The 26,098-nt window shown below is 58.4% G+C and carries 18 protein-coding genes, 4 tRNA genes and 1 pseudogene; 18 read left to right on the forward strand and 5 right to left on the reverse strand.

Going from position 1 to position 26,098, the window contains the following annotated elements:
• Positions 1-123 precede the first annotated feature (123 nt).
• Positions 124-1,614 carry a sodium/proline symporter PutP gene (gene putP / locus BG841_RS12295; RefSeq protein ID WP_070057926.1) on the forward strand — a complete coding sequence of 497 codons (1,491 nt, stop codon included), beginning with the start codon at positions 124-126 and terminating at the stop codon, positions 1,612-1,614.
• Between the two features lie 86 nt (positions 1,615-1,700).
• On the opposite strand, the gene acnB is transcribed toward putP, so the two are convergent.
• Positions 1,701-4,295, reverse strand: coding sequence for a bifunctional aconitate hydratase 2/2-methylisocitrate dehydratase (gene acnB / locus BG841_RS12300; protein WP_070058815.1), 2,595 nt, complete (start codon positions 4,293-4,295; stop codon positions 1,701-1,703).
• Positions 4,296-4,497: 202 nt separating this feature from the next.
• Here acnB and BG841_RS12305 point away from each other — a divergent pair.
• Positions 4,498-5,105 (forward strand): annotated as a pseudogene (locus BG841_RS12305) (tRNA-(ms[2]io[6]A)-hydroxylase).
• Between the two features lie 18 nt (positions 5,106-5,123).
• On the opposite strand, the gene BG841_RS12310 reads toward BG841_RS12305, so the two are convergent.
• On the reverse strand, positions 5,124-6,005 hold the full coding sequence (locus BG841_RS12310; protein ID WP_070057927.1) for a LysR family transcriptional regulator: 882 nt from the start codon (positions 6,003-6,005) through the stop codon (positions 5,124-5,126).
• Between the two features lie 124 nt (positions 6,006-6,129).
• On the opposite strand from BG841_RS12310, the gene BG841_RS12315 reads away from it, so the two are divergent.
• The 3 genes from BG841_RS12315 to BG841_RS12325 all read left to right on the forward strand — a co-directional run bounded on the left by BG841_RS12315 (position 6,130) and on the right by BG841_RS12325 (position 8,664).
• Positions 6,130-6,900 carry a ferredoxin--NADP reductase gene (locus BG841_RS12315; protein ID WP_070057928.1) on the forward strand — a complete coding sequence of 257 codons (771 nt, stop codon included), beginning with the start codon at positions 6,130-6,132 and terminating at the stop codon, positions 6,898-6,900.
• 139 nt (positions 6,901-7,039) lie between these two features.
• Positions 7,040-7,915, forward strand: coding sequence for a putative RNA methyltransferase (locus BG841_RS12320; protein ID WP_070057929.1), 876 nt, complete (start codon positions 7,040-7,042; stop codon positions 7,913-7,915).
• 50 nt (positions 7,916-7,965) lie between these two features.
• Positions 7,966-8,664 (forward strand): MgtC/SapB family protein, encoded by a 699-nt coding sequence (locus BG841_RS12325; protein WP_228141657.1) that lies wholly within the window; start codon positions 7,966-7,968, stop codon positions 8,662-8,664.
• A gap of 21 nt (positions 8,665-8,685) precedes the next feature.
• On the opposite strand, the gene lpxH is transcribed toward BG841_RS12325, so the two are convergent.
• Positions 8,686-9,417 (reverse strand): UDP-2,3-diacylglucosamine diphosphatase, encoded by a 732-nt coding sequence (gene lpxH / locus BG841_RS12330; RefSeq protein WP_070057930.1) that lies wholly within the window; start codon positions 9,415-9,417, stop codon positions 8,686-8,688.
• Complete coding sequence (locus BG841_RS12335; protein ID WP_070057931.1) at positions 9,414-9,923, reverse strand: peptidylprolyl isomerase; 510 nt, start codon at positions 9,921-9,923, stop codon at positions 9,414-9,416. The genes lpxH and BG841_RS12335 overlap by 4 nt, the downstream gene beginning before the upstream one ends.
• Positions 9,924-10,069: 146 nt before the next feature.
• On the opposite strand from BG841_RS12335, the gene BG841_RS12340 reads away from it, so the two are divergent.
• From BG841_RS12340 to BG841_RS12350, 3 genes are all read left to right on the forward strand, one after another.
• Entirely contained in the window at positions 10,070-11,752 is a 1,683-nt protein-coding gene (locus BG841_RS12340) for a glutamine--tRNA ligase/YqeY domain fusion protein (protein ID WP_070057932.1), read from the forward strand.
• 94 nt (positions 11,753-11,846) lie between these two features.
• A complete protein-coding gene (gene cysS, locus BG841_RS12345; protein ID WP_070057933.1) occupies positions 11,847-13,229 on the forward strand; it encodes a cysteine--tRNA ligase in 1,383 nt (460 codons plus the stop codon).
• Positions 13,230-13,379: 150 nt separating this feature from the next.
• Positions 13,380-15,560 (forward strand): malate synthase G, encoded by a 2,181-nt coding sequence (locus BG841_RS12350; protein ID WP_070057934.1) that lies wholly within the window; start codon positions 13,380-13,382, stop codon positions 15,558-15,560.
• 72 nt (positions 15,561-15,632) lie between these two features.
• Here BG841_RS12350 and folD read toward each other — a convergent pair whose 3' ends face one another.
• Positions 15,633-16,496, reverse strand: coding sequence for a bifunctional methylenetetrahydrofolate dehydrogenase/methenyltetrahydrofolate cyclohydrolase FolD (gene folD / locus BG841_RS12355; RefSeq protein WP_070057935.1), 864 nt, complete (start codon positions 16,494-16,496; stop codon positions 15,633-15,635).
• A gap of 229 nt (positions 16,497-16,725) precedes the next feature.
• Between folD and BG841_RS12360 the strand changes: the two genes are divergently transcribed.
• From BG841_RS12360 to BG841_RS12405, 10 genes are all read left to right on the forward strand, one after another.
• Positions 16,726-16,802, forward strand: a tRNA-Pro gene (locus BG841_RS12360).
• A gap of 38 nt (positions 16,803-16,840) precedes the next feature.
• A tRNA-Arg gene (locus BG841_RS12365) sits at positions 16,841-16,917 on the forward strand.
• Between the two features lie 76 nt (positions 16,918-16,993).
• Positions 16,994-17,069 (forward strand) — tRNA-His (locus tag BG841_RS12370).
• Positions 17,070-17,139: 70 nt separating this feature from the next.
• Positions 17,140-17,224, forward strand: a tRNA-Leu gene (locus BG841_RS12375).
• A 150-nt stretch (positions 17,225-17,374) separates the two neighbouring features.
• A complete protein-coding gene (tig, locus tag BG841_RS12380) occupies positions 17,375-18,679 on the forward strand; it encodes a trigger factor (protein WP_070057936.1) in 1,305 nt (434 codons plus the stop codon).
• Positions 18,680-18,873: 194 nt separating this feature from the next.
• Positions 18,874-19,509, forward strand: coding sequence for an ATP-dependent Clp endopeptidase proteolytic subunit ClpP (gene clpP, locus BG841_RS12385; RefSeq protein WP_070057937.1), 636 nt, complete (start codon positions 18,874-18,876; stop codon positions 19,507-19,509).
• A 79-nt stretch (positions 19,510-19,588) separates the two neighbouring features.
• Positions 19,589-20,872 carry an ATP-dependent Clp protease ATP-binding subunit ClpX gene (gene clpX, locus BG841_RS12390; RefSeq protein WP_070057938.1) on the forward strand — a complete coding sequence of 428 codons (1,284 nt, stop codon included), beginning with the start codon at positions 19,589-19,591 and terminating at the stop codon, positions 20,870-20,872.
• Positions 20,873-21,039: 167 nt separating this feature from the next.
• Positions 21,040-23,445: an endopeptidase La gene (gene lon, locus BG841_RS12395; protein ID WP_070057939.1), complete on the forward strand. Its 2,406-nt coding sequence runs from the start codon at positions 21,040-21,042 to the stop codon at positions 23,443-23,445.
• Between the two features lie 238 nt (positions 23,446-23,683).
• Positions 23,684-23,956, forward strand: coding sequence for an HU family DNA-binding protein (locus BG841_RS12400; RefSeq protein ID WP_070057940.1), 273 nt, complete (start codon positions 23,684-23,686; stop codon positions 23,954-23,956).
• Positions 23,957-24,217: 261 nt separating this feature from the next.
• Entirely contained in the window at positions 24,218-26,068 is a 1,851-nt protein-coding gene (locus BG841_RS12405) for a SurA N-terminal domain-containing protein (protein ID WP_070057941.1), read from the forward strand.
• Positions 26,069-26,098: the final 30 nt, after the last annotated feature.

Below are 26,098 nucleotides of genomic sequence, written 5' to 3' on the forward strand. Positions count from 1 at the left end.
GAGGCTGGCGGACGCAACGCCGGGATTTGTGTGGCATAGTTATGCATAATCAGATAGTTAAGTACAACAGGTAACAATAACAACGAGCGGCCCCTGGCCGACTCAGGGAACCGGAGGAGCCTTATGGCCATTGGTGTTTGGATCAGTCTGTTTGCCTATTTTGCGCTCATGATTGCCATTGGCATTTATGCGATGCGCAGGTCTACGTCTTCCTCGGAGGACTATATGCTGGGCGGGCGAGCCCTCAGTCCCAAGGTGGCGGCGCTCTCGGCGGGTGCCTCGGATATGAGTGGCTGGTTGTTGCTGGGGCTACCGGGGGCCCTCTATGTGACCGGCCTGGCGTCGGCCTGGATCGGCATCGGGCTGTTTGTGGGGGCGTTTTTTAACTGGCTGTTGGTGGCCCCCCGGCTCCGTGAGCAGACCGTGCATTACGGTAACGCCATCACCATCCCGTCGTTTCTGGCGAACCGGTTCCCGACCCAGTCGTTGTCGTTGCGCACCGTATCCGCGATCGTGATCGTGGTGTTCTTCGCGGTGTACACCGCATCGGGCCTGGTAGCGGGCGGCAAGCTGTTTGAAAGTGCGTTTGCCGGCCTGTTCAACTTCGGCGGGCTCAGCGACTACGCGGTGGGTATCGTGATCACCCTGGGGGTGGTGCTGGCCTACACCGTAGTGGGCGGGTTTCTGGCAGTGAGCATGACCGACTTTGTCCAGGGGTGCATCATGATGCTGGCACTGGTCATCATGCCGGCCGTGGTCCTGTTCGGTGAAGGCGGCGGTGGTTTTGCGCAGGCCTCGCAGACCCTGAATGAGGTGGATCCCACCCTGTTGTCCTGGACCGAAGGGCTGACCTTTATCGGCTGGCTGTCTGCGGTGACCTGGGGGCTGGGTTATTTTGGCCAGCCGCACATCATCGTGCGCTTCATGGCCATTCGCACCCTGAAAGATGTGCCCATTGCCCGCAATATTGGTATGAGCTGGATGGGTATTTCCCTGGCCGGGGCGATTGCCCTCGGGGTGTTCGGCCGCGCTTACGCAGTGCGCAATGGCCTCGATGTGGCGGATCCGGAAACCATTTTCATCATTCTTGCGGATCTGCTGTTCCACCCGCTGATTACCGGCTTCCTGTATGCGGCGTTGCTGGCTGCGGTGATGAGCACCATCTCCAGTCAGTTGCTGGTGTCTTCGTCTTCCCTGACGGAAGACTTCTATCGTTTGTTCCTGCGCAAGCAGGCGTCGGATCGGGAGTGCGTCAATATCGGGCGGGTGTGTGTGGTTCTGGTGGGGCTGGTGGCGGCGGTGATCGCCTCCGATCCGGATTCCCAGGTGCTGGGCCTGGTCAGTAACGCCTGGGCCGGTTTTGGGGCAGCCTTCGGTCCGCTGATCATCCTGTCGTTGATGTGGTCGCGCACCAACGGGGCGGGAGCCATCGCCGGCATGATTGCGGGCGCCGTCACGGTCATCGTGTGGATTTCACTGGGCTGGAACGGCACCTTCATGGGGGGGCCGGGTGTCTATGAGATCATTCCCGGTTTCATCGCAGCCTGGGTCGCCATTGTCGTGGTGAGTCTGGCCACCGAGGATGCCGGCGAGTACCAGCACATCACCCGGTAAGCAACGCTGCTTGCAGGGAACCGCAACAAAAAAGCGCCAGCCCGGAGGCTGGCGTTTTGGTGGAACTGAACCTTGCAGGTCAGCGCTTAAGCGACGGTCGCTTCCGCTGCCTTGCTGGTGTAGTTCTCCATCTCGTCAAAGTTGAGATACTTGTAGATCTCGGCGGACATGCTGTCCAGGTCTTTGGCGTACTCCATGTATTCCTCCGGCGTGGGCAGTTTGCCCAGAACCGCGCCCACCGCCGCCAGTTCCGCTGAGGTCAGGTACACGTTGGCACCATCACCCAGACGGTTGGGGAAGTTACGGGTGGAGGTGGACAGCACCGTCGACTTGGGTGCCACCCGCGCCTGGTTACCCATGCACAGGGAGCAGCCCGGCATTTCGGTGCGTACACCCGCCGTGCCGTAGGTGTTGTAGTACCCTTCCTCCATCAGCTGCGCCTGGTCCATCTTGGTCGGCGGTGACATCCACAAACGGGTTTTCAGGGGCTCTTTGTTCTGCTCGAGCAGTTTACCCGCCGCACGGAAGTGACCGATGTTGGTCATGCAGGACCCGATGAACACTTCGTCGACCTTGTCGCCGGCCACTTCCGAGAGGAAGCGGGCGTCGTCCGGATCGTTCGGGCAGCACACGATCGGCTCCTTGATGTCGGCCAGATCGATTTCAATGACGTGGGCGTACTCGGCGTCTTTGTCCGCACGCATCAGACGCGGGTTGGCCAGCCACTCTTCCATGCCCTGGGCACGACGCTCCAGAGTGCGGGGGTCGCCATAACCTTCGGCGATCATCCAGCGCAGCATGGTGATGTTGGAGCGCAGATACTCGGCCACCGACTCTTCCGACAGGTTGATGGTACAACCCGCGGCAGAGCGCTCGGCCGACGCGTCTGACAACTCAAACGCCTGCTCAACGGTGAGGTGCTCCAGGCCTTCGATTTCCAGTACCCGACCGGAGAACTCGTTGATCTTGCCCTTCTTCTCGACCGTCAGCATGCCGTTCTTGATGCCATACAGCGGGATGGCGTGTACCAGGTCACGCAGGGTGATGCCCGGCTGCATTTTGCCTTTGAAGCGCACCAGCACCGATTCCGGCATGTCCAGCGGCATGACTCCGGTTGCGGCGGCGAAGGCCACCAGACCAGAACCCGCCGGGAAGGAAATACCCATGGGGAAACGGGTGTGGGAGTCACCACCGGTGCCCACGGTATCCGGCAACAGCATGCGGTTCAACCAGGAGTGGATAATACCGTCACCCGGGCGCAGCGATACACCGCCGCGGGTCTGGATGAAATCCGGCATGGTGTGCTGCATTTCCACATCGACCGGCTTCGGGTAGGCCGCGGTGTGACAGAACGACTGCATCACCAGATCGGCCTGAAAGCCCAGACACGCCAGATCTTTCAGTTCGTCGCGGGTCATGGGGCCGGTGGTGTCCTGCGAACCGACGGTGGTCATCTTCGGTTCACAGTAGGTTCCCGGGCGCACGCCTTGACCTTCTTCGAGACCGCAAGCCTTACCGACCATTTTCTGGGCCAGGGTGAAGCCCTTGGTGCCGGCTTCGGGATCGGCGGGCAGGCGGAAGGTGTCGGTGGCGCCCAGCCCCAGAGTTTCGCGGGCCCGGTTGGTCAGGCCGCGGCCGATGATCAGCGGTATACGACCCCCGGCCTGTACTTCGTCAAGGATGACGTCGGATTTGAATTCGAACTCGGAAATGACGTCGCCATTCTCGTTCAGAATCTTGCCTTCGTACGGACGGATGTCGATGACATCCCCCATGTTCAGGTTGTCGACCGGTGCCTCAAAGACCAGTGCACCCGCGTCTTCCATGGTGTTGAAAAAGATTGGTGCAACCTTGCTGCCGATGCAGACACCGCCGCCGCGTTTGTTGGGTACCCCGGGGATGTCATCGCCGAAGAACCACAAGACCGAGTTGGTGGCCGATTTCCGGGAAGAGCCGGTGCCCACCACATCACCGACGAAGGCGACCGGTAAACCCTTGGCCTTGATTTCGTCGATCTGGGCCATCGGCCCTTTCACGCCCGGCTCGTCAGGCTGCAGACCATCGCGCTCCATCTTGTAGGCGGCGAGGGCGTGCAGGGGAATGTCCGGCCGTGACCAGGCATCCGGGGCCGGCGACAGGTCGTCAGTGTTGGTTTCACCGGTGACCTTGAAGACGGTCATCTTAATGCTTTCGGCAACCTTGTCGCGCTTGGTGAACCACTCGGCCGCCGCCCAGGATTCGATGACCGCTTTGGCGACGGCATTGCCGGCGTCCATTTTTGCCTTGACGTCGTTGAACGCGTCAAACATCAAAAGGGTGTGCTTCAGTTCGGTTCCGGCCAGTTCGGCCAGTTCGGCGTCATCAAGCAATTCCACCAGCGTGGTGATGTTGTAGCCACCCTGCATCATGCCCAGCAGTTGAATGGCTTTGGGCTTGTCGATCAGGGGGGAGCTTGCTTCGTCCTTTAAAATGGCGGTCAGGAAAGCGGCTTTTACATAAGCGGCTTCGTCGACCCCCGGTGGGATACGGTTTTCAAGCAGATCTACCAGGGTTTCTTCTTCTCCTGCAGGCGGTGCTTTCAGTAATTCTACCAAAGCAGCCGTTTGTTCGGCGTTCAGGGGCTTGGGTGGAATGCCCTGAGCCGCACGTTCTGCGACGTGTTCACGATAGGCTTCTAACACGATATGGACCCTCATCAGTTGGAATGTCCCGCTTTTGGTAGCAACGATGCCTTACGGGAGTTGTTTTTGGCGGAAAAGGCCGCGAACTGGCGCTGCATTCTATAGCAATCCCCCTTAAAAGTTAAGCTGGGCGGAGATCGGTACGGGCAATGGAGTTGTGTATAATCAGCGGCCTTGCTGATTTTTATGGTTGAACATCCCTATGAAAGCTGCGCTTGCTGAGATTCACGATTTTTTACCCTGCCGGACGCCGGACCGCTGGATTGAAAACGCGCTGGAGAATCAGGATCTGATGCTCATTGATCACGCCCACTGTGAAAAAAATGGCGGCGTCCACCGCTCTGAGCCTGATGTACCGGTACGTCGACAATTACGCCCTGCTCAATAAAATGTCCCGCCTGGCGCGGGAAGAACTGCGCCATTTTGAGCAGGTCCTGGCGATCATCAAAAAATCGGGGGGTGCAGTACTGTCACCTGACGCCGGCGCGCTACGCCGCCGGCTTGCGCAAGGCAATCAGGGACGAGGATCCCGGCCGCCTGGTCGATGTCATGGTGGTGGGGGCCATTATCGAGGCCCGCTCTTGCGAGCGCTTTGCGGCGCTGGCACCGCATCTGGACGATGAGTTGCGGGATTTTTACACCGGCCTGCTGAAATCCGAAGCCCGCCATTACCGCGACTACTTAACCCTGGCGGAAACCGCCGCCGGCGGCGACGTGGGCGATCGCCTGGAGGTGTTCCTGGCGATCGAGCAGGGACTGATCGAGCGACCCGACCGCGAGTTTCGTTTTCACAGCGGTCCACTTGGTTAACCGCGCCACCGATGTGGCTCACAGATCCTGACACAGGCTTATCCAGCGCTCGATCGCGGCGCTGCGATACTTCTGTTTGTGCAAGATAAAATAAAATTGCCGGTCCAGGGAGCGGTGCGCGGGGGCGCTTAAGGGCACCAGATTGCCCCTGCGGAAGGCATCGGCCAGACAGACCTGCGACAGGCAGCCAATCCCCAGACCGGCCTCCACCGCGCGTTTGATGGCCTCGGTATGTTCAAGCTCCAACAGGATTTCCAGCTCGGGCAGCAAACCGTGCATACTGCGGTCGAAGGTCTGGCGGGTGCCGGAGCCGGGTTCCCGCATGATCCAGGTGGCTTGCAGCAGGTCGTCGTCGCTCAGGGCGGGTTGCCGGGCCAACGGGTGATCGGGGGCGCAGAAAATCACCAGTTCATCCCGTCGCCAGGGGATGATTTCCAGCTCCGGAGCTTGTAATTCACCTTCGATCAGGCCGATATCCAGTTCAAAGTCACGCACGCGCCGGGCAATGTTGCTGGTGTTGGCGACTTCCAGAGAAACCCGCGGGCGGGTTGCGGTATTCATGTATTGGGCCATGACCCCCACTGCGAGATAGTTACCTATGGTGAGGGTGGCGCCCACTTTCAGTGCCCCCACGTCCGTGTGCAGGCTCAGGGCTTGTTCGAGTTCACACGCCTGGGCGAGCAACGCTTCCACTTTGGGGCGGTACAGCCGGCCCAACTCATTAAGTTGCAGGCGCTTGCCAACACGGTCAAACAGCTGAATCGCAAACTGGTTTTCCAGCTCTTTGAGTGCGCTGCTGGCGGCGGATTGCGACATGCCCAGCGATTCGGCCGCGCGGGTAATGTTCTCGAACCGGGCCGCCGCCTGGAACACCTCTAACTGACGGAAACTGTATCGCATAATCTGTAATTCCGAATAAGGATATAAAAACAAACTATTTCATCGATAGGTTGGCGTTAAGTTATTATAGGTACAATAAAATCGACAGGTATAGCTTGAGACCGCACCGTTTGTAGGGAATTGTATGAGCAATCTAAATGTGGAGCGTGTTACCAGTGTTCGTCACTGGAACGACACCTTGTTCAGTTTTACCACCAGCCGTGACCCGGGGTTTCGCTTCAAAAACGGTCATTTCACCATGATCGGACTCGAAACGGACGGCAAGCCGTTGATGCGTGCCTACAGCATGGCCAGTGCCAATTACGAGGAAGAACTGGAGTTCTTTTCCATCAAGGTGGAAGACGGCCCGCTGACCTCGCGCCTGCAAAAAATTGAAGTGGGTGATGAAATCCTGGTCAGTCGCAAACCGACCGGTACCCTGATCCAGGAAAACCTGCTGCCGGGGAAACACCTCTGGTTGATCAGCACCGGTACCGGATTGGCGCCTTTTCTGAGCATCATCAAAGATCCCGAGATCTATGAAGCCTTTGATAAGGTCATCCTCACCCACGGGGTACGTTATGTGTCTGAGCTGGCCTATCAGCAGGACATCAGCAACCTGCCGGAGAACGAATACTTCGGCGAGATGGTGAAAGGCAAGCTGCTGTATTACCCCACCGTCACCCGGGAACCGTTCCGTAATCAGGGACGGGTAACCGATTTGTTGACCAGTGGTAAACTGAGTGCGGATCTGGGGTTGCCCGAAGTGGATCTGGAGCGTGACCGGTTCATGGTGTGCGGCAGTCCCAGCATGCTGAAAGACACCTGCGCCATTCTCGACGGCATGGGTTTCAAGGAAGCCCGTCACGGTGATCTGGGCCACTACGTGATCGAGCGGGCGTTTGTGGAAAAGTAACCCCCCCCCGCCTCCCCATGCAAGCGGCCGCACCGGCCCACTACCCCGGAATGACAATTTCCGGGGTTTTTGTTTTGTACGGGCAGACAATATCTTATAGTCCATGGCTCACACCGATCTCACTCAGGACCCTTGCATAATGACTGTTACACCGTTTCAGGCCCTGGTCTGCCCCCTAGACGGTCACCCCCTGGAGCCGGTGGGGGCGTCGTGGCGCTGCACCGGCGGCCACAATTTTGATGTGGCCCGGCAAGGGTATCTCCATTTGTTGCCGGTGCAGAACAAGCGCACCCGTGATCCGGGTGACAGCAAGGAGATGGTTGCCGCCCGCCAGCGATTCCTCAACGCCGGTTGGTACCAGCCCATCGCCCGGGCGGTCACCCGCCTGGCAACGCTGGGTCTGCCGCCCGCCGAAACCGTCAGTTGCCTGGATGCCGGCTGTGGTGAGGGCTACTACCTGCGTGAACTGATGGGCGCAACCGATGCGCAGCCCGTGTGGCAAATGCTCGGCCTGGACATTTCCAAGTGGGCGATCGTGGCGGCGGCGAAACAGAGCCGGCAGGCCCGCTGGGTGGTCGGCAGTAACGCTAATCTGCCGGTGCAGCCGGCGAGCGTTGATCGGATTCTGTGCGTGTTCGGGTTTCCCGTCTACGCCGAGTTCGCCCGGGTGCTGCGCGCGGGCGGGGTGTTGATCCAGGTGGATGCCGGGCCGGATCACCTGCGCGAGCTCAGAGAAATCATCTACCCTTCAATAAAGGCCGCCCGAACCGGTGAAGCGGCGGTGCCCGCAGGATTTTCACCGGAAGGGGTTGAGCGCGTGTGTTATTCGCTGGCCCTTGACGACGCGCAGTCGATTGCCGATTTGCTGGCGATGACGCCGCATCTGTACCGGGCCAGTGCAGAGGGGCGCGCCAAAGCCGCAGCCCTCCAGTCACTGCAGGTCACGGTGGATGTGCGCTTGAGTTGGTTCACACGCACACCGGAGGTTGCGGGCCAGAGTGCGCCACCGCTTTAAAACCGGTCGGCGGAACCAAGGGCGGTTCGGTTTGCCTGGGAGGTGCAGAAGTGGGGCTGATCACCGGAGAACAGCAGGAAATTGTGATGCGGTTGCTCGCCGCGCTGATGGCCGGCGCGATCATTGGTTATGAGCGCTCCTTTCACGGCCGGCCTGCCGGCTTTCGCACGCACATGCTGGTGTGTCTGGCGTCAGCCATGCTGATGCTGGTCACGGTGTATCAATCCCACTGGATGAGTGCGCCGGATGGTGTGATCCGTCTGGACCCCACGCGCATGGCGCAGGGCATCATGACCGGAATCGGGTTTCTCGGCGCCGGGGTGATCGTGAAAGAGGGCGTCTCGGTAAAAGGTCTGACCACCTCGGCGTCCATCTGGGTTACCGCGGCCATCGGCATACTGGCGGGTATCGGCTTCTATTTTCCGTTGACGATCTCGGTGGTGCTGGTGTTTGTGGTGTTGTCGATCTTCCGGTGGGTGGAAAGCCGGGTGCCGTCGCAGATTTTTTACCATTTTGACGTACAGTTTGTCCCCGCCACCGACATGACCGAGGCCCTGTTGCGGGAGTTTATAGCCCGCCACGGTTTCAGCGTGGCCAACTTCAGTTATCGGTTGTACGCCGAGAAGAGGGTGCGCCGCCACAAAATGGTGCTGTGGACGCTGGATCGGAACAGCGCCTCCCAGCTGGCGGAGACGCTGCAGAAAAATGGCTCGGTCATCGAATACCGGATTGCGCCGATCGGCGGTTAACCCTTGGGGGGCGGTGCGGCGTCATCCCAAGGGGTGGGACAGCAGTTGCGCTTGCCGGTCCGGTCCGGTTTCCAGCCACCACGCATGCTGATCCCAGTCCCCGAGCACAATGCGTGTGGCGTCGGTCCCGTTGACCTCCAGCCGGTGAATGGCCGGACGGTGGGTGTGACCGTGAATGAGGTGCTGCACATCGTGGGCTTCCATGACCCGGATCACTTCTTCCGGTGTCACATCCATGATGAATTCCGCCTTGCCCTGGTTTTTCGCCATGCTGATTTCCCGCAGCTGGCGAGCCGTGGTCTGGCGATCTTCGAGGGGACGTTGCAGGAACATGTCCTGCCACTGGGTGTTGCGCATGGTGGCGCGAAACTTCTGGTATTCCACATCGGCGGTGCACAGGCTGTCACCGTGCATCAGCAATGTGGGCGTGCCGTACAGATCGATCACCGTGGGGTCGGGCAGCAGCGTGGCGCCGGCACGCTGGCAATAGGTCTCGCCGATCAGGAAATCCCGGTTGCCGTGCATCAGGAACACCTCGGTGCCGGACGTCGCCAGGGCGTGCAGGGCGTCCGCCACCTGATTTTGCAGCGGCGTCTGTTCGTCATCCCCGATCCAGGCTTCAAAGAAGTCCCCCAGGATATAAAGGCGTTCGGCGCCGGGTGCCTGTTGTTGCAAAAACTCAAAAAACGCCCGGGTAATGTCCGGGCGGTTTTCCTCCAGATGCAGATCGGAGATAAACAGCGTTCTGCTCACGCTGCGCCTCCGTCCTCGGTTACCACCGCCTTTTCGATGATCACGTCATCCACCGGCACGTCCTGATGGCCGGCGCGGGTGGTGGTGCGGACCGCGCGTATGGCGTTGACCGTGTCCATGCCGTCAACGACCTTGCCGAATACGGTGTAACCCCAGCCCTCGGCCGTCTCGGCGGTGTGGTCCAGGAAGCCGTTGTTTTCAACGTTGATGAAAAACTGGGCGGTGGCTGAGTGCGGATCCATGGTGCGGGCCATGGCCAGGGTGCCGGCCATGTTGCTCAGGCCGTTGTTGGCTTCGTTTCTGATCGGTTCGCGGGTTTTGCGGGGTTGCATGCCCGGTTCAAAGCCGCCCCCCTGGATCATGAAGTTGCTGATCACCCGGTGGAAGATCAGGCCGTCAAAGAAGCCGTCACGTACATACTGTTCGAAGTTCTTCGCTGTTTCCGGCGCCTTGTCGTAATCGAGTTCGATGAAAATGTCGCCGAGGTTGGTGGTTAGCTGGATCATAGGGGTATTCCGTCAGGGTGAATGGACCAAGATTTTCGCCCATTGTACGTAAGAGTTTGCCTGCGTGCATGATTAAAGCGACGATGGTTTCCTGAATGCGTATAATGCCCCGTTTAAGTCACATCTTTTTACTTGATCGAGACCGTATGAGCGTTGATGCCAAGAAAGCCCACAACTTTATTGAAAGCCTGATTGAAGACCAGATTCGTGATGGCAAGCACACCGGAAAAGTAGTAACCCGTTTTCCGCCTGAGCCAAACGGGTATCTGCATATCGGTCACGCCAAATCCATTTGCCTGAATTTCGGCATCGCTGAAACCTTTCAGGGCGAGTGCAACCTGCGTTTTGACGATACCAACCCGGAGAAAGAATCTCAGGAGTATATCGATGCCATCTGCAAGGATGTGCAGTGGTTGGGGTTCCAGTGGCAGGGTGAGATCCGTTACGCATCGGATTACTTCGACGACCTGTACAACTTTGCCGTGGAGCTGATCGAGCAAGGCAAGGCCTATGTGTGTGCGCTGAGCGCTGAGGAAATGACGGCCTACCGCGGCACGCTGACCGAGCCGGGCCGAAACAGCCCCGATCGCGACCGGCCGGTCGCTGAAAATCTGCAAATGTTCAGCGACATGAAAGACGGCAAGTATCAGAGCGGGGAGCTGGTGCTGCGGGCGAAAATCGATATGGCGTCGCCGAATATGAATATGCGGGACCCCATTCTGTACCGCATCCGCTATGCCGAACACCACCAGACCGGCAACAAGTGGTGCATCTACCCAATGTACGATTTCACCCATCCCATCTCCGATGCGATGGAAGGCATTACCCACTCGTTGTGCACGCTTGAGTTTGAGGATCACCGCCCACTCTACGACTGGGTGCTGGACAACATCTCCGCCCCCTGCCAGCCGGTGCAGACCGAATTCTCCCGGCTGAACCTCAATTACACCGTGACCAGCAAACGCAAACTGAAGCGCCTGGTGGATGAAGGATTTGTGGACGGCTGGGATGACCCGCGCATGCCCACCATATCCGGTATGCGTCGGCGCGGTTATACCCCCGAGTCGGTTCGTGCCTTCTGCGACATGGTTGGCGTCAATCGGGCCAGCGGCACGGTGGACGTGGGCATGCTGGAGTTTGCGGTACGGGAGGATCTGAACGCCCGGGCCCCGCGGGCCATGTGCGTGCTGCGCCCGCTGAAAGTGACGCTGGAAAACTACCCGCAAGGGCAGCAGGAAACCCTGACCTTGCCGGTGCACCCGCAGAACCCGGATATGGGCACCCGTGAAGTGCCCTGGACTCGTACGCTGTTTATCGACCGGGAAGACTTTGTGGAAGAGGCCCCCCGTAAATGGAAGCGTCTGGCCACCGGTCAGGCGGTGCGTCTGCGCGGTGGCTACGTCATCACCTGTCGCGAAGTGGTGAAAGACGCGTCCGGCGAGATTGTCGAACTCAAATGCGAGTACGATGCCAACACCCTTGGCGTGAACCCTGAAGGCTATAAAGCCAACGGTGTGATTCACTGGGTCTCCGCCTCCGACAGCGTGGCAGCCGACGTCAACCTCTATGATCGGCTGTTCAATCATGAGTTTCCGGACAGTGACAAGGATGGCGATCTGCTTGATCACATCAACCCGGAGTCGCTCAAGCGGCTGACCGGGGTGCGGGTGGAAAAAAGTCTGGCCCAGCCGCGGCAGGATCTGCCCTACCAGTTCGAACGGGAGGGTTACTTCTTCTTCGATGCGCAAGCCAGTGCCAGTGCCAATGGCCGCCCGGTGTTTAACCGGACGGTTACCCTCCGGGATTCCTGGAGTAAAGCCAAATCCTGAAGGCCCGGGCGGCGGGGCAGGATGCGATCCGCCTCGCCGCCCGGCATAGGTTTGTCAGCCCAGTGGACATCTGTCAGAAAGGAACCATAGAAACGTGATCAGAATTCATAACACCCTGACTCAGCGCAAAGAAGAGTTTAAACCCATCACGCCCGGGAAGGTGGGCATGTATGTGTGCGGGATGACCGTTTATGATTATTGTCATCTCGGCCATGCGCGGGTGCTGGTTGCGTTCGATGTGATTACCCGGTACCTGCGGCATTGCGGGTATGAGGTGCACTATGTCAGGAACATCACCGACATCGACGACAAGATTCTGCGCCGGGCGGATGAAAACGGCGAAGTGTACACCGACCTCACCGAGCGCATGATAGTCGCCATGCATGAAGATGCTGCCCGACTCGGGGTGCTGCCGCCGACGGAGGAACCCCGTGCCACGGCGCACATTGCCGACATCATCCGCCTGATCGACGTGCTGATCGACAAGGGCCACGCTTACGCCGTCGACGGTGGCGACGTTTATTTTGCGGTCGACACGTTCCCCGAGTACGGCAAGCTGAGCAAAAAAAAGCTGGAAGATCTGGTGGCCGGGGCCCGCGTGGACGTGCAGCAGGCCAAGCGCAGCCCGGCGGATTTCGCTCTGTGGAAGGCGGCTGCCGCCGACGAGGTGAGCTGGGAGTCCCCCTGGGGGCCCGGACGGCCCGGCTGGCACATCGAGTGCTCGGCCATGTCGGCCAGCTGCCTGGGGGACACCTTCGACATCCACGGGGGCGGCCCGGATCTGTTGTTCCCTCACCATGAAAACGAAATCGCCCAATCCGAATGCGCCAGCGGACAGACCTTTGTGCACACCTGGATGCACGCCGGCGCCATCCGGGTGAATAAAGAAAAGATGTCCAAGTCTCTGGGCAATTTTTTCACCATCCGCGAAATACTCGATAAATACCCGGCGGAAGTGGTTCGCTATTTTCTGGTGTCGAGTCATTATCGCAGTCAGGTGGATTACTCGGAGGACAGTCTGGTGGAGGCCGGGCGCTCGCTGACCCGGCTGTACCATGCCTTGCGGGGCGTCGCTCCGGTCGCGCCGGAGGCGCTTGGTGAGGCGGGCCAGAGGTTTGCCGAGGCCATGAACGATGACTTCAATACGGCCGGTGCTATTGCCGTGTTGCACCGCGTTGCCAACGACATCAATCAGCATCGCCGCGAGGGGCGCGACGCAGAGGCGGCGCAGGCGGCCGGCGTGCTGAAGCGTCTGGGAGACGTGCTGGGTCTGCTGCAGCAGGATCCGGAAGCGTTCTTCCATGGCGGGGGGGAGGGCGATCTGTCTGCGGACGAGATCGAAGCCCGGATTCAGGCCCGTGCAGAGGCCCGTAAAAACAGGGATTTTGCCGGCGCGGACCGTATCCGTGACGAACTGCTGGCGCACGGTGTCATCCTGGACGATTCCCGGGAGGGCACCAGTTGGCGGCGTGGTTAGGACCAAAGTCGGATGGATAAATGAAATCTGGCTTAAAATGACGTAGACTTATGCATTCGAATTATAAGGTGCTGCAGGTGATGGCGCGATAAGCGGGTCGTCTGTTATAAGAAGCATCGGGCACACAATAATCAATTGAGGTACACAACAATGACTGAACGCGTGCAAGCCGGCGGCCTGCAGGTCGCAAAAAACCTGTTTGATTTCGTGAACAATGAAGCGCTACCGGGCACCGGCGTTGATGCTGACAAGTTCTGGGCAGAGTTTGACAAAATTGTTCATGAACTGGCGCCCCGCAATAAGGAATTGTTGGCCAAGCGTGAAGCCCTCCAGGAAAAACTCGACAGCTGGAACCGTGCCCACAAGGGGCAGGACTTCAGCATGGACGAATACAAGGCGTTTCTGAAAGAGATCGGTTACCTGGTGGATGAGCCGGCGCCTTTCAAAGTGTCCACCGCGAATGTTGACGCTGAAATCGCCACCCTGGCCGGTCCCCAGTTGGTTGTCCCGGTGATGAATGCCCGGTTTGCCCTTAACGCAGTGAACGCCCGTTGGGGCAGTCTCTACGACGCCCTGTATGGCACCGATGTGTTGTCGGAAGAGGACGGCGCGGAGCGGGGGCGTGGTTACAACCCGGTGCGTGGTGCCCGAGTGATCGAGTATGCCCGGAGGGTACTGGATGCATCTGCACCGCTGGCGTCGGGAAGTCATAAAGACGCCGCCCGCTATGCGGTCGACGGCGGCAAATTGGTGGTGACCCTGCAAAATGGCACCACCACCGGGCTGCAAGATCCGTCGGCGCTGGTGGGCTTCTCCGGTGCGGCAGATGCGCCCAATGGCGTCCTCCTGGTCAAGAATGGCATGCATTTCGAAATTCAGTTTGATGCCACCCATCCCATCGGCAAGGACGATGGAGCCAGCATCAAGGACATCCTGGTGGAGTCGGCCCTGACCACCATCATGGACTGTGAAGATTCCATTGCGGCGGTGGACGCGGACGACAAAACGTTGGTGTACCGTAACTGGCTGGGGCTGATGAAGGGGGATCTGCAGGAAAGTTTCGAAAAAGGCGGTCAGCAGATTACCCGTAAAATGAACGCCGATCGCAAGTACACGGCGGTGGATGGCAGTGAGTTGGTGTTGAAAGGCCGCAGTCTGATGTTTGTGCGCAACGTGGGTCATCTGATGACCAACAACGCGGTGTTGCTGAAGGACGGTTCCGAGATCCCGGAGGGGTTGCTGGATGGAATGCTCACCTCGCTGATAGCCATTCACGATCTGAAGGGCAATGGTCCGTTCACCAACAGCGCGACCGGCTCGGTCTATATCGTCAAGCCCAAAATGCACGGCCCGGAAGAAGTGGCGTTCACCAATGAGTTTTTCGGCCGGGTTGAGGACGCGTTGGGTTTGCCACGATTCACCCTGAAAGTCGGGATCATGGACGAAGAGCGTCGCACCACTGTGAACCTGAAGGCCTGTATCGCTGAAGCCAAAGACCGGGTGGTCTTTATCAATACCGGTTTCCTGGATCGCACCGGGGACGAAATCCACACCTCCATGGAGTTGGGCCCGATCATTCGTAAAGAACCGATGAAGCAGGAGCCGTGGATTCAGGCGTACGAACAATGGAACGTGGATATCGGTCTGGAGACCGGTCTGAAGGGGGTTGCACAGATCGGTAAGGGCATGTGGGCCATGCCGGATCTGATGGCGGCCATGATGGAGGCAAAGATTGGCCACCCGAAAGCGGGCGCCAACACCGCCTGGGTGCCGTCACCCACGGCCGCTACCTTGCACGCGCTCCATTACCACGAGATTAACGTGGCCGAGGTGCAGGCACAGCTGGAGGGGCGCGAGCGTGCCAGTCTGGACGACATCCTCACGGTCCCCCTGCTGAAGGACCCGCAGTCACTGACCGCGGAGCAGATCCAGCAAGAGCTGGACAACAACGCCCAGGGGATTCTCGGTTATGTGGTGCGCTGGATTGATCAGGGCGTCGGCTGTTCCAAGGTGCCCGACATCAACGATGTGGGGCTGATGGAAGATCGTGCCACCTTGCGTATCTCCTCCCAGCATATTGCCAACTGGCTGCTGCACGGGATTTGCACCGAAGAGCAGGTGGTGGAAACCATGCAGCGCATGGCGGCGGTTGTCGACCGCCAGAACGCCAACGATCCGCTGTACCGCAATATGGCACCGGATTTCGACGACAGCATTGCCTATCAGGCAGCGCTGGACCTGGTACTGAAGGGGCGTGAGCAGCCGAACGGTTACACCGAGCCGTTGCTGCATGCGTATCGTCTGAAAGCCAAAGCCAGATTCGGGCAGTAAGCAAACAGCCACAAAAAAACCCGCCTGCGGCGGGATTTTTTTGTGGCTGCAAGTCGCGTCCGGGTGCCGGGCTCAGTCCTGATCGGTGTGCAGGTTGTTCGCCGCGTACAGGGTGTTTTCCAGCAGGTGGGCAATGGTCATCGGGCCAACACCACCGGGAACCGGGGTGATGTAGGCGGCCCGCTGGGCGGCGGCGTCAAACTCGACGTCCCCCTGCAATTTGCCGTCTGCCATCCGGTTTATGCCCACGTCGATCACTGTGGCGCCCGGTTTGATCCATTCGCCTTTAATCAGGCCGGGTTTGCCGGCCGCGGCGATTACGATGTCGGCTTCCCGGACAAACTGCTCCAGACTGTCGGTGAACCGGTGGGTAATGGTGGTGGTCGCACCTTTCAGCAGCAGTTCCATGGCCATTGGCCGGCCCACGATATTGGAGGCGCCGACAATGACTGCGTGCTGACCCTTGTAGGGGGTGCCGATGCTGTCGAGCAGGGTGGTGATGCCCGCCGGTGTGCAAGGCCGCAACTCGGGACGACGCTGGGCCAGGCGCCCCATGTTGAAGGGATGAAAGCCGTCCACGTCCTTATCGGGCCGGATCTTGACCAGAATCGGATCGGCGTCCAGGTGGGCCGGCAGCGGCAATTGCACCAGGATGCCGTCAACTGCGGGATTTTCATTCAGTTCGTCAATCAGGTCTTCCAGAGTGCTCTGGGGGGTGTCTGCGGGCAGGTCGTAGGAGAACGACACTATGCCAGCCTCTTGGCAGGCTTTGCGTTTGTTGCCTACATACACCTGAGAGGCAGGGTCGTCACCCACCAGTACGACGGCGAGCCCCGGGGCTCTCAGCCCTCGTTGGCGGCGAGCTTCAACGCCTTGGGCGACTTTTGCGCGTACTTGCGCGGCAATTTCTTTTCCATTGATCAGTTTGGCGGTCATTACGGCATCTTTTCGATTAGCGTGGTATCAAGCAGGCTATTGTCGCACGGTTTTTAAATCACTCCAACGAGTCTGGCCTTTTCCGCGGTAATAGCGGTATCATGTCGGTCGTTGGCTGGGGCAAGGCCGGCTCATTTAATAAAGTTATCAAATATTTGTTGACGGACTGAGAATGAGGCGGTAATATGCGCGCCATCTTTGCTGAGGAACACACGCAGCACAGGTTGATCGGGGTATAGCGCAGTCTGGTAGCGCGCCTGCTTTGGGAGCAGGATGTCGGGAGTTCGAATCTCTCTACCCCGACCATTTATCTGCACTGTTTGGTGTGTAGGGCGAAAGGTTAAGCGCCCGTAGCTCAGTTGGATAGAGCAACGGCCTTCTAAGCCGTGGGTCGCAGGTTCGACTCCTGCCGGGCGCGCCATGTGCCTGGGCTGGTTCGAAACGCGGGTCAGGTGCCAAGCCAGCAGCAAAGTGTTTCTGTAGTAATTCTGGATATGGTGGGCGTAGCTCAGTTGGTAGAGCTCAGGATTGTGACTCCTGCGGTCGAGGGTTCGATCCCCTTCGTCCACCCCATTTCCTGGAAGTTGATTTCCGGTACTGTAAACTTCAAAGCCTCGCCCGAGGTGAGTGTTACGGTTCGTGTGCGAGAGTGGCGAAATTGGTAGACGCACTGGATTTAGGTTCCAGCGGGGCAACCTGTGAGAGTTCGAGTCTCTCCTCTCGCACCATTTTCTTCCTTCCTGTCAAGCCTTCGTAGAAATCCCGCAATCATTTTGCAAAAGACCTGCTGTTGGTGATTCTCTCGGCGGCTATTCTCGTGGTAAACTCCCTCTTTTAATTTTCATTCACCAACTGAATCGGTAATTTGAGGATCATCCATGCAAGTGTCTGTTGAAACGACATCCAACATCGAACGACGTATGACGATTGGTGTGCCCGCCCAGGAAGTAGACGCTGCAGTTCAAAAGCGCCTTCAGGATACTGCGCGCACCGTACGCCTGAATGGTTTCCGTCCTGGCAAAGTACCCATGAGCGTCGTTAAGCGTCGTTTCGGAGCCAGTGTGCGTCAGGAAATTGTCGGTGAGGTGATGCGGGATAACTACATCAAGGCCCTTGAAGAGCAGGACATCTCGCCCGCTGGCTGGCCCCAGTTTGAGCCCAAGACCATGGAAGAGGGCAAGGATCTCGAATTCGTTGCGATTTTTGAGGTTATGCCGGAGATCGTCATTGGTGATCTGAGCGCGGTTTCTGTCGACAAGCCGGTCGCCGAGGTGACCGACAAAGATATCGACACCATGATCGACAACCTGCGTCGTCAGCAGGCCACCATGAAGTCGGTCAAGCGCAAGTCGAAGAACAAAGACGTAGTGGTTATCGACTTCAAAGGATTTATCGACGGTGAAGAGTTTGAAGGCGGCGCCGCCGAAGGGCACCGGCTGACCCTGGGGTCCGGGCAAATGATTCCGGGCTTCGAAAAGGCCATCGTAGGCGCCAAAGCCGGCGAAGAGCTGGAAATTGACGTAACCTTCCCGGAAGATTACCAGAACGAAGATTTGGCCGGTAAACCCGCCAAGTTTGAAATCAAGGTGCACGAGGTCGAAGAGCCTCAGTTGCCGGAGCTGGACGAAGAGCTCTTCAAGAAATTCGGTATCGAGGCGGACAGCGAAGAAGCGTTCCGTGCCGAAGTTCAGAAAAACATGGTGCGCGAACTGAAGCAGGCAGTGTCCACCAAGGTCAAGACCGACGTGGTCGACGGCTTGCTCGAGACCACCGAGCTGGACATCCCGCAGGCACTGATCGATCAGGAAATCGACCGTCTGCGTCAGGACGCGGTACAGCGCTTTGGTGGCCAGGTGGATTTCCAGCAGCTGCCGAAAGAAATCTTCCAGGATCAGGCGACCCGCCGGGTCAAAACCGGCCTGTTGTTCCAGGAAATCGTCAAGCAGAACGACCTCAAGGCAGAACCTGCGCAGGTAGAGGAAAAGATACAGGAAATCGCGTCCACCTACGAGCAGCCGGAAGAAGTGATCGCCCACTTCAGCAACCCGGAGCAGCGTTCCCAGATCGAATCCACGGTGCTTGAAGATGCCGTCGTTGATCACGTGCTGGCTCAGGCGAAAGTGACCGAGACCAAGATGAAGTACGAAGACGCCATCAAGGCAGCCCAGCCTCAGCAGGGTTGACCGACGCAGAGCCCGAGTGGCAACAAGCAAACAGCCGGCATGTCCGGCTGTTTGCATCTGGGGCTCAGAGTGGCACAGTAGCACGCAGCGGTTGTTGTAATCTGTGTTTGATGTAAGCTCAGCGCACACAACCTGCGTATTACAACTGACATGGCCTGACGGCCACACACGTCCAGAAGGAGTTCAGGCGCATCATGATGCAGAAACCCATTGATGGTCCCGCAATGATTACCAACACTGGTTTGGTGCCGATTGTTATCGAGCAGACCGCGCGCGGTGAGCGTTCGTTTGATATTTACTCGCGCCTGCTCAAAGAGCGGGTGATCTTCATGGTTGGTCAGGTCGAAGACCATATGGCGAACCTGATCGTCGCCCAGCTGCTGTTTCTGGAGTCTGAAAACCCCGACAAAGACATCCACCTGTATATCAACAGTCCGGGGGGATCGGTGACGGCGGGGATGTCTATCTACGACACCATGCAGTTTATCAAGCCCGACGTGTCCACCCTGTGCGTAGGGCAGGCGGCCAGTATGGGTGCGTTTCTGCTGGCCGGCGGTGCCGAAGGCAAGCGGGCCTGCCTCCCTAACTCCCGGGTGATGATTCACCAGCCGTTGGGCGGTTACCAGGGACAGGCAACGGATATCGAAATTCACACCCGTGAAATCCTGAAAATCCGTAACACCCTGAACACCATTCTCGCTCACCATACCGGTCAGGAACTGGCAACCATCGAGCGGGATACCGAGCGCGATTACTTTATGGATCCGGGACAGGCTAAAGAGTATGGGCTGATCGATTCCATACTTGATAAGCGCGTCTCGAATAAATAATACTGGAACTAATCGTATCGCCCATAGCTGGCGTACAGATCAATAATTGCGTCAGCGAATCCGGAACAGAGGTAAATCAATGGCAGACGAAAGAAACGGCAGAAGCGACGATAATGGTAAGTTGCTGTACTGCTCGTTTTGTGGAAAGAGCCAGCATGAAGTCCGAAAGCTCATTGCCGGGCCGTCGGTGTTCATCTGTGATGAGTGTGTCGATCTGTGTAATGACATTATCCGTGAGGAAATCCAGGAAAATGCGCAGGAAGATGCTGGTGATCGCTTGCCCACGCCCGAGGAGATCCGCAACACCCTCAACGAGTATGTGATCGGTCAGGATCGAGCGAAAATTGTTCTGGCGGTTGCTGTCTATAACCATTACAAGCGGTTGCGCTACGGCGAAGGTAAAGCAGAGGTTGAGCTTGGCAAAAGTAATATTCTGCTGATCGGGCCGACCGGCAGCGGTAAAACCCTGCTGGCCGAAACCCTGGCGCGCATGCTGAACGTTCCCTTTACCATCGCGGACGCGACCACCCTCACCGAAGCGGGCTACGTGGGCGAGGATGTTGAAAACATCATCCAGAAGCTGCTGCAAAAGTGTGATTACGATGTGGAAAAGGCGCAGCGCGGTATTGTGTACATCGATGAGATTGACAAGATCTCACGTAAATCCGACAACCCGTCCATCACCCGGGACGTCTCCGGTGAAGGTGTGCAGCAGGCGCTGCTCAAACTGATCGAAGGCACCGTCGCCTCGGTACCACCGCAAGGGGGGCGCAAGCATCCCCAGCAAGAGTTCCTGCAGGTGGACACCAGCAACATCCTGTTCATTTGCGGCGGAGCATTTGCGGGGCTGGAAAAAGTTATTCAGGACCGCTCAGAGCGCAGCAGCATCGGCTTCTCCGCCTCGGTGGTCAGTCAGGATGACAGCAAGAGTACCGGTGAGATCATCAAGGACGTGGAAACCGAGGATCTGGTCAAGTACGGTTTGATCCCCGAGTTTGTCGGACGCCTGCCGGTGGTGGCGACGCTGACCGAGCTGGACGAAGAGGCGCTGGTGCAGATACTGACTCAGCCCCGCAATGCCCTGACCAAGCAGTATCAGAAGCTGTTTGACATGGAAGATGTGGAGCTGGATTTCCGCGAAGAGGCGCTGCGTGCGGTGGCCCGCAAGGCCATGGAGCGCAAGACCGGCGCCCGTGGGTTGCGCTCCATCATGGAAGCGACCTTGCTGGATACCATGTATCAGATCCCATCCGAGAATGACATCTCCAAGGTGGTCATCGACGAAAGCGTGATTCTGGGGGATTCCGAACCCTTCAAAATTTACGCCAATACCGACCGCGCCAAGGCGATGCCGGACGACTGAAGCGTGTCCCATGGAAAGGCTTCACAAAAAAGGGCGGCAACGCCCTTTTTTTCTGTCTGGGTCCGGGGCCTTGCCGGCCGGCTTTTCACGGAAACAAGCATTGTAATTTAGTCCGGCGCCCCAATGAACGATGGTATGCTGAAAGAAACGACGTCAGAGGAACCCTTATGACCCTGCTACCTGAAGAGTCAGTACAAGAATACCCCATGCTGCCATTGCGTGACGTGGTGGTGTTCCCGCACATGGTAGTTCCGCTGTTTGTGGGGCGTGAAAAATCAATACAGGCGCTCGAAGCTGCGATGGAGGGCAGTAAGGAGATTCTGCTGGTCGCGCAACGGGACGCCGGCACCGACGAGCCGGGGGCCGACGACATCTTTGACATGGGCACCCTGGCGACGGTATTGCAGATGCTGCGTCTGCCCGACGGCACCGTCAAGGTGCTGGTTGAGGGGAACGCCCGGGTTCAGATTGAAGCCGTATCCGAAGGCGAAGCCCTGACCGGGCACGCCACGCTCATCGAAGAACCCGAGTTGCCCGAGCGGGAAGCTCAGATATTGATGAAAACGTTGCTGGATGAGTTTGAAAAATACGTCAAATTGTCCAGAAAGGTACCTGCAGAAGTATCCAGTGCGTTGGCCGGTATTACCGAGCTTGACCGGCTGGTCGACACCATGGCTGCCCATCTGGAACTGCAAATTCCTGAAAAGCAGGAGCTGCTGGAAGCCGTGGACATCAGCCAGCGGGTTGATCTGTTGCTGGGCAAACTGGACGGCGAGATTGAACTGATTGAAGTCGACAAGCGCATCCGCGGCCGGGTCAAAAAGCAGATGGAGCGCAGTCAGCGCGAGTACTATCTGAACGAACAAATGAAGGCCATCCAGAAAGAGATGGGCCAGATGGGCGAAGGCGGCGGAGACTTCGAGGAACTGGAGCAGAAGCTGGAAGAGGCCGGTCTGCCGGAAGAAGCCCGCAAGAAAGCCGAGTCCGAACTCAATAAGCTGAAAATGATGTCGCCGATGTCGGCGGAGGCTACGGTGGTCCGCGGTTACATTGACTGGATGCTGGCCGTGCCCTGGAAAAAACGCAGCCGTGTCCGCCACGACCTCGAGAAGGCCCGCCAGATCCTTGACGAAGACCACTACGGTCTGGATGAGGTCAAGAAACGTATCCTTGAATATCTGGCGGTGCAGAGCCGCGTCAAGAAGGTCAAGGGCCCGGTACTGTGCCTGGTCGGGCCTCCCGGAGTGGGCAAGACCTCCCTGGGGCAGTCGATCGCCCGTGCGACTAACCGCAAGTACACGCGCATGGCCCTTGGGGGCGTGCGGGACGAAGCCGAAATTCGCGGTCACCGTAAAACATACATCGGCGCACTGCCGGGCAAACTGCTGCAAAAGCTTGCCAAGGTGGGCGTGAAAAACCCGCTGTTCCTGTTCGATGAAATCGACAAGATGGGTATGGATCACCGGGGAGATCCGGCATCGGCACTGCTGGAGGTGCTGGATCCGGAGCAGAACCACACCTTCAATGACCATTACCTTGAAGTGGATTACGACCTCTCGGACGTGATGTTCGTGTGCACCTCCAACTCGATGAATATACCGCCGGCATTGCTGGACCGCATGGAGGTGATCCGCATTCCCGGGTACACCGAGGATGAGAAGGTGAAAATCGCCCAGAAGTACCTGCTGCCCAAGCAGATCAAGGCCAGTGGGCTGCGGGCAGACGAGATCCAGTTGCCCGAGCAGACCCTGCGTGACCTGGTGCGCTATTACACCCGTGAGGCGGGCGTCAGGGGGCTGGAGCGGGAGATTGCCAAAATCTGCCGGAAGGTGGTGCGCGAACACGTTGAAGCCAATGTGAAGACCTCCGTGGTCATTGAGCCCGATCTTCTGGAAGATTATTCCGGCGTACAGAAATTCCAGTTCGGACTGGCCGAAGAAACCAACCAGATCGGGCAGGTGACCGGGCTCGCCTGGACCCAGGTGGGCGGCGAGTTGCTGACCATCGAGTGCGCGCTGACCAAAGGCAAGGGCCGGGTGGTCAAAACCGGCTCGTTGGGCGATGTCATGCAAGAGTCCATACAGGCGGCGTTAACCGTGGTCAGAAGCCGCGCTTTGGGGCTGGGGATCAGCGATGATTTCCATGAAAAGCACGATCTGCACGTGCACGTGCCGGAGGGCGCGACCCCCAAAGACGGCCCCAGCGCCGGTATCGGTATGTGCACCGCGCTGGTGTCTGCACTCACCAAGATCCCGGTACGCGCCAACGTTGCCATGACCGGTGAGATCACCTTGCGTGGCCGGGTGCTGGCCATCGGTGGGCTGAAAGAGAAGTTGCTGGCGGCCCATCGGGGGGGCATTACAACGGTCATTATTCCGGAGGAAAACGTTAGAGATCTCAAAGAGATACCCGATAATATCAAGGAGTCTCTGGAGATCAAACCGGCCAAGTGGGTTGATGATGTGTTGGACATCGCGCTGGCTTACGCCCCTGAGCCACGCTCGGAATCCGAGGCCTCAAGTGCGCCCCGTGAGGATGAGAGCGACGCCACAGATCGCATAAATACACACTGAAGGGCGCGAGTTTTGTTGACATGCGCGAGAACCGGTTGGTATAACTGTTTCGCCGTGAAGCAGCCAGTACCAAGGGCTCCCGCGCAGTTTATGCCTATTTCCATGGTCGGCTTTAAGTCGAAAAGGAATAATAATATAGAAGAATGGAATTATCTGACCGCTTGTGCGATAGTCGGAAACGTCCTGAAAATACAACCCAACCTATAACATCTTCAACCTGAAATCGAAGGGGTTTAGTGTGAATAAGTCTGAACTAATTGATGCAATCGCAGAGTCTGCAGATATCTCCAAGGCAAGCGCTGGTCGCGCCCTGGATGCTATGACCAATTCAATAACCAACGCCCTGAAAGACGGTGATCAGGTTACCTTGATTGGCTTCGGCACTTTCTCTGTCAAGGACCGTGCTGCGCGCACCGGTCGTAACCCGCAAACGGGTGCCGAGATCCAAATCCCTGCTTCCAGAGTACCCGGATTTAAAGCTGGTAAAGCCCTGAAAGACGCTGTTAAGTAACAGATTCTTTTTTTCTGGTGGTGCCGGATTGGCGGCGCTGCCGGAGCAGGCTTCCGAAGAGACGCTTCGGGGGCAATGCTTCGCAAGAAATCAAGGCGCATTCTTGTCAGGGTGCGCCTTTTTACGTTCAGGGCTGCGTTCGCCACCCCGTGGTGGGGAACCGGCAGATACCTGAACTTTCTGACGACATTGAACAGAGGCCTGATGCTGTCGGCGTTAAACCCCGAGTGGGAACCGACGCTGCAGCGATCTGGGAGGAACATGCTTCAAGATATCCGGGACAATGCCCAGGGCACCATTGCCAAAATCATCATTGGTCTATTGATCGTATCGCTGTCCATCTGGGGAATGGATGCAATTATCGGTGGCTTTTCGGGAGAACCAGAAGTAGCGACCGTTAATGGTGAAGACATCACCGAGCGCGAATTTCTGCGGGTGGTGCAGCTGGAACGTCAGCGCCAGCTGGCCCAAATGGAGCAACAGGACGCAGGACTGCTCAACGATGACCAGATTCGTCAGGAGGTTCTCGAAGCGTTGATTCAGGAGCAGACCCTGATTCAGGATGCCAGCGAGCAGGGTCTGGAGTTGTCGGATGCGGAAATTGACGCCTTGATCACCCAGATTCCCCAGTTTCAGGTGAACGGGGCCTTCAATCGGGATCAGTTTGTGGCCTATGTGCGTAATCTCGGTATGGGGGTCGGGGAGTTCCGCGAGGTAATGCGCAAGCAGTACGTGGTCAACCAGATCCGCACCGGTATTTTGCAAAGTGGCCTGGCCACCGCGGCCGGTGCCGAACGCCTGCTGGCGTTGCAAAACCAGACCCGTAGCTTCCGCACGCTCACCGTCGCCGCAGACACGGTCGCCGACGAAGTAGAGGTGACCGCGGAGGAGGTCGCCAGCTATTACCAGGAAAACCCTGAGCTGTTTGCCCTTCCTGACCGGGTCGACGCGGAATACCTGGTGCTGTCCCTGGCCGCACTTGCCGACCCGGAGGCCATCAGCGACCAGGACCTGGAGGCCTATTACCGGAGTCGAGCCGCCGATCTGGCAGCCGAAGAGCGTCATTCCGCGCACATCCTCATTGCCGATGGGAAAGATGCGGCCCGGCGTCTGCAGGAAGTGCAGGACAAACTGGCCGCTGGCGAGTCGTTTGAGGCCCTGGCGGCAGAGTATTCCGACGACAAGGTGTCCGGACGTCAGGGTGGCGATCTCGGTTTTGCCGGGCGCAATGTGTTCGATGCTCCATATGAAGACGCTCTGTTTGCCTTGCAGGTCGGCGAGATTTCCGAGCCGGTGACCACCGCATTTGGTACCCACCTGATCAAATTGCTGGAGGTGCGTGAGTCGCCCGTGCCGCCCTTGGCAGACCTGGAGGAGCAGTTGCGGACCGAGCTTGCGCAGCAGCGTGCGAGCGAGGCATACGCCCAGGCGCGCACCCGGTTGGCGGATCTGGCCTACGCCGCAGCTGACCTCCAGGAGCCCGCGGAAGCCTTGCAGCTGGAGATCCGCGAGCAAGCCAACGTGACCCGTGAGGCGGTCCGTAAACCCTTCGATCACCCGGGGCTGGTACGTCAGCTGTTTTCCGATGACGTCCTCAACGGGGGCTACAACACCGAGCTGGTGGATGTGGGTAACAACGTGTCCGTCGTGGCCCGGGTTGTCAAACACCACCCCGCGACGACACAGGCGCTGGAAGAGGTGGCTGATGACATTCGTCATGCCCTGACCCAAAGCCGCGTTCGCGAGCGCTTGCAGGCGCGGGCGGACAGCTTGCTGGCGGCTCTGGAAAACGGTGACACGGTCGCAGCAGAAGAGGCGGACTGGCAGCGCTATGAGGAGCAATCCCGGATGGCGTCCGGAGTCGACGGGCGGGTTCTGCAGACGGCGTTTTCGTTGCCAAGACCGCCGGCGGGAGAAGCCAGCTATGGCACGGCGCACACGGATGACGCGGTGGTTCTGGTTGCGCTGGAGGCGGTCACAGACGGTAAGGTTGACGAAAACAGCGGCGAACTCAAGCAGTTGCAGCGTTTTATCGCCAGCCTCCAGGGGCAGCGTGAATATGCTGCTTATCAGCAGGCGTTGCGCGAGCAGGCGACCATCAAACGGCCATAGCAACCCGCACCGCAATAAAAAAAACCGAAG

Source organism: Marinobacter sp. X15-166B, assembly GCF_001752365.1.
GTDB lineage: Bacteria > Pseudomonadota > Gammaproteobacteria > Pseudomonadales > Oleiphilaceae > Marinobacter.

Coding starts and splice junctions, on each gene's coding strand:
- putP (WP_070057926.1), top strand. CDS start 124: ATGGCCATTGGTGTTTGGATCAGTCTGTTTGCCTATTTTGCGCTCATG.
- BG841_RS12310 (WP_070057927.1), bottom strand. CDS start 6,005: ATGCGATACAGTTTCCGTCAGTTAGAGGTGTTCCAGGCGGCGGCCCGG.
- BG841_RS12315 (WP_070057928.1), top strand. CDS start 6,130: ATGAGCAATCTAAATGTGGAGCGTGTTACCAGTGTTCGTCACTGGAAC.
- BG841_RS12320 (WP_070057929.1), top strand. CDS start 7,040: ATGACTGTTACACCGTTTCAGGCCCTGGTCTGCCCCCTAGACGGTCAC.
- BG841_RS12335 (WP_070057931.1), bottom strand. CDS start 9,923: ATGATCCAGCTAACCACCAACCTCGGCGACATTTTCATCGAACTCGAT.
- BG841_RS12340 (WP_070057932.1), top strand. CDS start 10,070: ATGAGCGTTGATGCCAAGAAAGCCCACAACTTTATTGAAAGCCTGATT.
- BG841_RS12350 (WP_070057934.1), top strand. CDS start 13,380: ATGACTGAACGCGTGCAAGCCGGCGGCCTGCAGGTCGCAAAAAACCTG.
- folD (WP_070057935.1), bottom strand. CDS start 16,496: ATGACCGCCAAACTGATCAATGGAAAAGAAATTGCCGCGCAAGTACGC.
- tig (WP_070057936.1), top strand. CDS start 17,375: ATGCAAGTGTCTGTTGAAACGACATCCAACATCGAACGACGTATGACG.
- clpP (WP_070057937.1), top strand. CDS start 18,874: ATGATGCAGAAACCCATTGATGGTCCCGCAATGATTACCAACACTGGT.
- clpX (WP_070057938.1), top strand. CDS start 19,589: ATGGCAGACGAAAGAAACGGCAGAAGCGACGATAATGGTAAGTTGCTG.
- lon (WP_070057939.1), top strand. CDS start 21,040: ATGACCCTGCTACCTGAAGAGTCAGTACAAGAATACCCCATGCTGCCA.
- BG841_RS12405 (WP_070057941.1), top strand. CDS start 24,218: ATGCTTCAAGATATCCGGGACAATGCCCAGGGCACCATTGCCAAAATC.